The 7,632-nt window shown below is 62.9% G+C and carries 6 protein-coding genes; all 6 read right to left on the reverse strand.

Translation table 11 applies throughout. The features are described 5' to 3' along the window. Positions 1 to 74 precede the first annotated feature (74 nt). Positions 75 to 1,850 (reverse strand): hypothetical protein, encoded by a 1,776-nt coding sequence (locus Q0316_RS07640; protein ID WP_298671010.1) that lies wholly within the window; start codon positions 1,848 to 1,850, stop codon positions 75 to 77. Continuing rightward, the gene (locus Q0316_RS07645) at positions 1,847 to 3,223 is read right to left on the reverse strand and encodes an amidohydrolase family protein (RefSeq protein ID WP_298671012.1); all 1,377 of its coding nucleotides are present in this window, start codon (positions 3,221 to 3,223) and stop codon (positions 1,847 to 1,849) included. Before Q0316_RS07645 ends, Q0316_RS07640 begins: the two co-directional genes overlap by 4 nt. Positions 3,224 to 3,331: 108 nt before the next feature. Beyond that, a complete protein-coding gene (locus Q0316_RS07650; RefSeq protein WP_298671014.1) occupies positions 3,332 to 5,602 on the reverse strand; it encodes a TonB-dependent receptor in 2,271 nt (756 codons plus the stop codon). Between the two features lie 224 nt (positions 5,603 to 5,826). Beyond that, on the reverse strand, positions 5,827 to 6,366 hold the full coding sequence (locus tag Q0316_RS07655; protein WP_298671016.1) for a 3-hydroxyanthranilate 3,4-dioxygenase: 540 nt from the start codon (positions 6,364 to 6,366) through the stop codon (positions 5,827 to 5,829). Further along, the gene (locus Q0316_RS07660; RefSeq protein ID WP_298671017.1) at positions 6,363 to 6,794 is read right to left on the reverse strand and encodes a RidA family protein; all 432 of its coding nucleotides are present in this window, start codon (positions 6,792 to 6,794) and stop codon (positions 6,363 to 6,365) included. The genes Q0316_RS07655 and Q0316_RS07660 overlap by 4 nt, the downstream gene beginning before the upstream one ends. Continuing rightward, positions 6,791 to 7,570, reverse strand: coding sequence for a fumarylacetoacetate hydrolase family protein (locus Q0316_RS07665; RefSeq protein WP_298671019.1), 780 nt, complete (start codon positions 7,568 to 7,570; stop codon positions 6,791 to 6,793). Before Q0316_RS07665 ends, Q0316_RS07660 begins: the two co-directional genes overlap by 4 nt. Positions 7,571 to 7,632: the final 62 nt, after the last annotated feature.

Consider the following 7,632-nt stretch of genomic DNA (forward strand, 5'->3'; position numbering starts at 1 on the left):
CCGCGCACCGGCGCGCCGTCACGCAGGTTCAAACAAGGCCAGGCCCATGCACCGCCCGGTCGGCGGCCCGGAATTCAACGCGGCGGCCATGCCTTTGCCGGCGCCTTGAACACCGGTGCCCCAAGCAGCGGGCTGGACAAGGCATAGGCCCCGTTCTCGGTGAACGCCCAGATGATGTTGCGATCATATTCGGTGAAGATCGCCAACACGCCCTTGCCAAGCGTATATTCGGGCAACTCGGTCGTATCGGCGAGGCGCGGGATGAAATAGCCCGCGATCTTCGGATCGGCGGGATTGTTGACATCGAATAGCTGCACACCGGCATTGTAGAATGAATAGGGAATGATCCCCTGCCGCCAGGTGCCGGGCTGCCCGATCGAGTTCGAACGCTTCGGCCCGAAATTTCCGCCGCGCTGGCAGAAATGCGTGAAAGGCGCGCCTTCAGGCACTGCGGGTTGCGGCAATTTCGCCGCGACCTTCAGATGCGCCGGATCGCGCGCGTCGACCACGAAAATGTCCTTGTACGGCTCGTAGCAGTCCCGGTTCATCGGGTAGCCGCTGGTCAGCACATAGCCGGTGCGCTCATACTGGCTGACGTCTGCGTTATCGAACTCGGTGCCGGCGAAGGCGGGAGGCGTATTGACATTGCCCAGCGCACGCGGATTGGCCGGATCGGACAGGTCGAACGACCAGAGCCCCAGGCCGCCCATCGCACCGAATCCGATTCTGCCGCCCTCCTCCAATGGCTTGGGCAGGAAGATCGGCATCCGCGATCCCATCCACGACGTGCGATTGCCGGCGCGCGGATTCATCAGATAGGCGTTCTCATGCGCCTTGTTGCCCAGGATCTGCCCCGGCACCGTGATCTGCGACACGAATTTCGGATCAGCCGGATCTGACATGTCCCAGACCTGATAACCCGGCGAATAGAGATAATTGGCATATTCCGTCAGCGCATAGCTATCGTCCGGCGCGGCCGACAGGATCATGTATTTTCCGCCATAATATTCCGGCGAGTCGAGCGAACCGGAACCTTGCTGCTCACCGATCGGCGCGTTCGGGTGCTGATAATCGGTCGTGCGCGTCGCGAGCAGCCGCCATTGGCTCGGCAACGGCCCATCCATTGCGAAGACCTTGAAACCCTTGAGCGAATTGTAATGGCGCTGCGCGGCGACCTTGTCGGGCTGCTCCATCTTCTCGGTCATCAGGCCATAACGGCCGATCTCGAACGACGCGACCATGATCGGCTTGCCGAGCTTCGCATTCCACACGATCGTCGCGCCGCCGAGATAGTCGTGCACGTTATTGGCGTCGAATTTCTCGCTGCCGCCCTTCGGCCCCCAGACCGCGCCCTTGGAATAAACGATCTTGCCATGGCGCGGATCGGTGACATCGAGAATGCGCAGATAATCACGATCGTGGATGTAGAGATAACGCTTGCCGCCGAAATCCGCGATATTGGCCCAGGCGTGGAACGGCGAATCCACCCCGCGATAAAAGCCGAGCACATCGACATTCTTGGCGTAGCTTTTCTGGTCCCACGTCTTCATCTCGCCGGGGAAGGGTTGGCCTTCGTGCACCTCCGGCGTCGCCTTGGGCCAGATGAACTGGCCGGTCGCCATATCCATGCCATAGTCGCGCCCCGCGACGAGCGGCTTCGGCTTGCGATCGGGCGTGAGGCGAAGCCACCCGGCCAGCCATGGATCCTTTATCTCCGGCCCCGGCGCGCCCGGAACGGCGGAAGGCGACGTTTTCTCCGCCTGCCCCGCGTTCGACTGAGCCGAACCCGCCTGCGCGGTCATCAATAACGCCGCCGCGACGCCACACAACCAGATCGGACGCTTGCTCATTCCACAACCTTTCCCTGGCGCCGGTCGATCACGACCGCGCCGCCCTTCATCACGAAACCGATGTGCTGCAACAGGCCGATATCGGCGAGCGGATCGCCGCGGACCGCGACGATATCGGCATATCTGCCAGCGCGGACGGAGCCGATATCATCCGCCGCGCCGAGCAGATCGGCGGCGTTGCCCGTCGCCGCCATGATCGCGTCGATCGGCGCCATGCCGGCCTGCCGCACCATGATCTGGAATTCGCGCGCCTGATTGGGGCCGTGCGGCCCCATATCGGTGCCGAAGGCGATCTTCACCCCGGCGCGATAGGCCGCCGCGAGATTGCGCACCATCACCGGGGCCACCGCCTTCGCTTTGGCGACGCTGGCCGGCTCGAACACCCCCGGATGGCTGTCCATGAACTCCACCCCGGCCACCCCCGCGAGCAACGTCGGCACCAGATAGGTGCCGTGCGCCTTCATCAGGGCATGGCTTTCCGCATCGGCGAAGCTGCCATGCTCGATCGAATCTACGCCCAGCCGGGCCGCCGCGTCGATCGCGCGCTTGCCATGCGCATGGACGGCAACCTTCATGCCCAGTTCGTGCGCGCTATGCACCGCAGCGGCGATCTCGTCATCGTCCATCAACTGCGCGTTGGGATCGTCGCCAAGGCTGATTACCCCGCCGCTTGCCATCAGCTTGATGACATTCGCCCCGCGCATGTGCTGCAACCGCACCGCGCGACGAACACTGTCTGGCCCGTCGACCACCGCTTCGCGCTCGAAGGCGCCGGTCATGTCGGCGCGGGCCAGTTCGGGAATCAGGCCGCCGGCGGGATCGGCATGGCCGCCCGTCGCGCTGAGCGCCATGCCCGAAACCCACATACGCGGGCCTGCGATCGTGCCGTCATCGATGGCTTTCTTGAGCGCGATATCGGCTCCCGCCGGCGCCATCAGGTTACGCACCGAGGTAAATCCCGCCTCCAGCTCCCGGCGCGCCTCAGGAACCGCGTGCAGCGCGATATCGAGCGGGGTCATCGTCACGCTTTTCGCGATCCGGTTCCCGCCACCATTCGCTTCGGTCAGATGGACATGCGCGTCGATCAATCCGGGCAGCACGGTTTCACTGGAAAGGTCGATGGTCGTCGCGCCCGGCGAACCCGTGACGAAACCGGGTTGGACCGCAACGATGCGGCGATCGCGGATGACGATCGAAACCTTGTCCCGAACATTCCGGGACACCCCGTCGATCAGATGCCCGGCATGGACGATGGTTTCCGTCTCTTTCGCAACGGGAACGGGAACCGCTGCCTGGGCGAGCGCCTGCGACCCCGATAGAGCGACGAAGGCCGCAACGCCGGCAAGACCCGCACGGTATCGGTCAGCCGGCATTCCGTCCTCCTCCTGAAATCCAATCGAAGCCGGCGGAACGCGGCACACTCCGCTGCGAAAATTGTTTTTGGGCGCCCTCTCTCACCTGGGCGAGGGCGCCCGATCGTTTCAATATTTGTAGCGCACCGTCAAACCCCATGTCCGGGGCGTGCCGAGCTTGGCATAGGAAGCGCCGAAGATCTGGAAAAGCTGCGAGATATTGAGCTTGTTCTCCAGATTCTTGCCCCACAATTCGACATTCCAGTGACTGTCGCGCGGCTGGAACAGCAACGACGCGGTCAGATCGGACTGAACGGGCACCAGTTCGAGCGGGTTATTGGTGATATAGCCGAAGTAGGCACCCGTCTTGCTATAGGCCCCGCGCAGCGTGGTATCGATCGTGTCGCCGATCGGGAACGTGTAGGCCGCGCCGAGCATCCATTTCGTTTTCGGCACCAGCGGCAGCTTGTTGCCGGCCTGATTGAGCGTCACCCCGCTAACAACCATCGAAAGCTGGTCGACCTTCGAATCCTGATAGCTGAAATTGCCGTAAAGCTGGAAATTGCTGACCGGATAGATCTGGAATTCGGTCTCCACACCCTGATTGTGGGTTTTGCCGGCATTGGCGGTGATGACGATATTCGGCCCCCCCGCAAATGCGGGCACGACTTCGGATACCTGAAGGTTGGTGTAATTGAGCCGGAACGCGGACACGTTCAGGCGCGCATGGTGATCGAACAGGTCGGCCTTGAAACCGGCCTCGTAATTCCACACCGTTTCCGGCAGATACGGGGTCTGCGCCGCGAACTTCTCGTCCGAGACATCGTTGAAGCCGCCGCTCTTGAAGCCCTTCGACACGGTGGCATAAAGGAATACCGCCGGCGTCGCCTGATAATTGATCGTGAAGCTGGGCGTCGCCGCCTGGAAGGTCTTGGCGCCATTGCCGGTCCATCCGTTCGGAGCGGGAACTCCGTTGATCTTGAATCCGGCGCCATAGCTTTTGCCGGATACCGTTTCGATCGATTCCTTGTGATCGCTGCTCCAGCGAACACCGGCCTGAACCTTGAGCTTTTCGGTAATGTTGTAGCTTACGTTCCCGAACAGTGCGAACGCATCCGCCGATCCGATCGAATCATAACGGGATCGGCCGGAATATCCGTAGTAATTGTTGAACTGAAAATCGACGATCGCGGTGTGATCCGATTTTTCATGGAAATAATATGCGCCCAGCAACCATTTCAACGGAGAATCGCCGTTCGATGCGAGCCGGAATTCCTGCGAATATTGCCGCGTGCGGTAATCATCCTCCTGCGTGAACAGGATATTGCTCAGCGCCGAATTCACCGCCGGCGGCCCCGGAGGCGCCGGCATGGTGCCGGTCGACGGCGCGCGCGAGTCCAGCGTGCCATAGCGATAGGCGGTGACCGAGGTGAAATCGCCGATCGGCGTCGACCAGTTGACGTTCAGGCTGCCGCCCGAATTGTTGATATTGCCGAAGCCGTTATCGTTCGCGCCGTTGCCGACGCGCGGATCGGCATAAGGTGCGCCCGAATAAGGCCCGCGCACCCAGGTCACCCACCATGATCCCATCCCGCGCCGGACCGTCGTGTCGACGTTCAGCGTGATATCCAGATTGCTCGTCGGCGTGAAGCGCAGCGCGGCACTCACGCCGGTCGAGCGCTGATCGTCGACCCGCGTGTGGGTGGTGGTGTTATAGTCATAGCCATCATGGTTGCGCGTCGTCACCGCCACCTTGGCATAGACGTTGTCGGCGATCTGGCCGGAGATGTAGCCGCCCGCATCGCGCTGGTTGTAATCGCCGATCGTCACCTCGCCGCCGGCGCGCGTCTCCGGTCCCGGCTTGGTGCTGTAGAACGAGATCGCGCCGCCGATCGTGTTGCGCCCGAAGAGCGTGCCCTGCGGACCGCGCAGCACCTCGACGCGCTCCATATCCATGAAATCGGTGTTCACCAGGAACGGCCGGCCGATATAAGCCTCGTTCACGAACACGCCGACCGCGCCGTCCGCCGTCGCCGAGCGGTTGTTGGCGTTGCCGAGGCCGCGGATCGTGTAATTGGTGATGCCAACCTGGGTCGAATAGATTTGCAGGCCCGGCACCTGGAATTGCAGATCGTTGGTGCCCTGGATGCCCCGCGCCTGAAGGTCGGCGGCGGACAGCGCGGTGATCGCGACCGGGACGCGCTGGGCGCTTTCCTCCCGCCGCGTCGCCGTCACGATGATATCGCTGACCTGGCCCTGTTTCGCGGCAGCCGCCTCATCCGGCTGGCTCTGCGTCGCCACCGGTTGCTCCTCCGCGAAGGCCGGAGTCGCCCCAATAGCGCCAAGCCCGGAAAGGATTGCCGTGGACAAGAACCACGACGATTTCACCCTGTGTTTCATTTCGCTCATCCTCCCCGCCCCCGTATTTGCCTGGTAAGGCCTGAGCCAAATCTGAAAGAGACGCCTATTATCAGCAAATAGTAGATCGAGTTGCTGATATAACTGAATTGTCATATTCGATCGGCGTCGGGCGATCGTGATCGCGGTACGCCGGAAAGCGCCGCGCGCGTAGCCCGCGCACGACGCCTTTCAGTATTTTTTTCGCTTTTATATAATGTTTCAGCCTATTTGGCCGCCGCACGCCCCGGATGCACCGTTCCGCATTTGCCGCAGGTGCGCAACGCCTCGCTGGCATAGAAAGCGTCGAACAGTGGCGGCAGGTCCGCGACGATGCTCCTGAGTCGCACCTCAACGCGATGGACCAGTTCGCCGCAACTGCCGCAATACCATTGAAAGGCGTCGATCATCCCTTCCGGTCGCTGGCGCTCGATCACCAGCCCGATGCTGCCCGGCACCGGACGTTGCGGCGAATGCGGAACGAAGGGCGGCAACAGGAAGATTTCGCCCTCGCGGATCGGCATGTCTTCCGGCTTGCCGTCGATCCACAATCGCAGGATCATGTCACCCTGAAGCTGGTAGAAGAACTCCTCCAGCGGATCGACGTGATAATCGGTGCGCTGGTTGGGACCGCCCACCACGGTGACGATGAAATCGCTATCCTGCCAGATTTGCGCATTGCCGACCGGCGGCTTCAACCGATCACGATGCGCCTCGATCCAGCCCTTGAAATCGAACGGACGACCGTAACGCAGAACCTCGCTCATTGGGCTCCTCCCTGTCGCGGCGCATAGGCGACCGCCTTGATCTCGATCAGCAGATGCGGATGCGGCAATTGATGGACGGCGACGGTGGTGCGCGCCGGGCCGCTCTCGTTGAAATATTCGGCATATACAGCGTTGTAGCCGCCAAAATCGTTCATGTTGACGAGATAGCTGCTCACCTCGACCACATCGGCCAGCGTCGCGCCCGCGTCCTCCAGAATGTCGCGGATATTCTCGATTACCGCGCGGGTCTGCGCGCGGATATCGAGCGAGACGGTGCCCATCCCGTCTGCCTCCGCGCCGACGAAGCTATTGTCCGGTCGGCGCGATGAAGTACCTGAAACGAAGATGAAATCCCCCGCACGGCGGAAATGCGGGAAGCGCCCGCGCGGCGTCGCCTTGCCGGGGATGACGCGGCCCTCGCCGCTCATGCCGCCACGCCCTCCAGCGCGATATCGACCGTCGCCATGTCTTGCGTCTCCAGCCGCACGCGATTGCCCGCGCGGATCGCCTCCGCCGGAGTGGCCGCACCGAGGAGCACCGTCCACCCCGCCTCAAGCACGAACCCCGCCTCCCCCGCCAGTCGCGCGGCGGCGACCAGCGAGCGTTGCGGATGGCCGAGGATCGCGGCACTCGATCCGAATTGCACGGGCGCGCCGTCGATGCTCATCACCATGCCGAGGTTGGCGACGTCGATATCGGGCCGCTGCCACCCGCCGACCACGAATGCGGAGGATGAGGCATTGTCCGCAACCACGTCCGCCAGCGAGAAACGGAAATCGCGGTAACGACTGTCGATGATCTCCAGCGCCGGCGCGACCGCCTCGACCGCCGCCCATGCCTCCAGCGCGGTGACCTGGCCGGCGAGCGGCGCCTTGAGCCGCACCGCCAGTTCCGGCTCGATGCGCGGGTGGATGAAGCGGGTGGCGGGCGCGCTGCCGCCGTCGTCCAGCATCATCGCATCGGTCAGCCAGCCCCAGATCAGGTCGTCCACCCCCATCTGCGCCATCTTGGCGCGGCTGGTGAAGCCCATCTTCATCCCCACGATCCGCTCACCACGCGCGACGCGCCGGTCGATCGAAGCGCGCGCAACACGATAAGCGTCGGCCACGCCGAGCGTCGGATGCCCCACCGATAGCTGGGCGACCGCGCTCGATCGCACGGCCGCATCGTCCAGCGTGGCGGCGAGTGCGGCAATATCGCTCATGCTTCCCCCCGTTCCTTGAGCATATCGAGTGCGACATCGACGATCATGTCTTCCTGGCCGCC

This window comes from uncultured Sphingomonas sp., from assembly GCF_937871615.1.
Lineage (GTDB): Bacteria > Pseudomonadota > Alphaproteobacteria > Sphingomonadales > Sphingomonadaceae > Sphingomonas.

Excerpts from the sequence above, each read along its gene's own strand:
- Q0316_RS07660 (WP_298671017.1), bottom strand. The coding sequence starts at position 6,794 with ATGAGCGGCGAGGGCCGCGTCATCCCCGGCAAGGCGACGCCGCGCGGG.
- Q0316_RS07650 (WP_298671014.1), bottom strand. The coding sequence starts at position 5,602 with ATGAAACACAGGGTGAAATCGTCGTGGTTCTTGTCCACGGCAATCCTT.
- Q0316_RS07655 (WP_298671016.1), bottom strand. The coding sequence starts at position 6,366 with ATGAGCGAGGTTCTGCGTTACGGTCGTCCGTTCGATTTCAAGGGCTGG.
- Q0316_RS07665 (WP_298671019.1), bottom strand. The coding sequence starts at position 7,570 with ATGAGCGATATTGCCGCACTCGCCGCCACGCTGGACGATGCGGCCGTG.
- Q0316_RS07645 (WP_298671012.1), bottom strand. The coding sequence starts at position 3,223 with ATGCCGGCTGACCGATACCGTGCGGGTCTTGCCGGCGTTGCGGCCTTC.
- Q0316_RS07640 (WP_298671010.1), bottom strand. The coding sequence starts at position 1,850 with ATGAGCAAGCGTCCGATCTGGTTGTGTGGCGTCGCGGCGGCGTTATTG.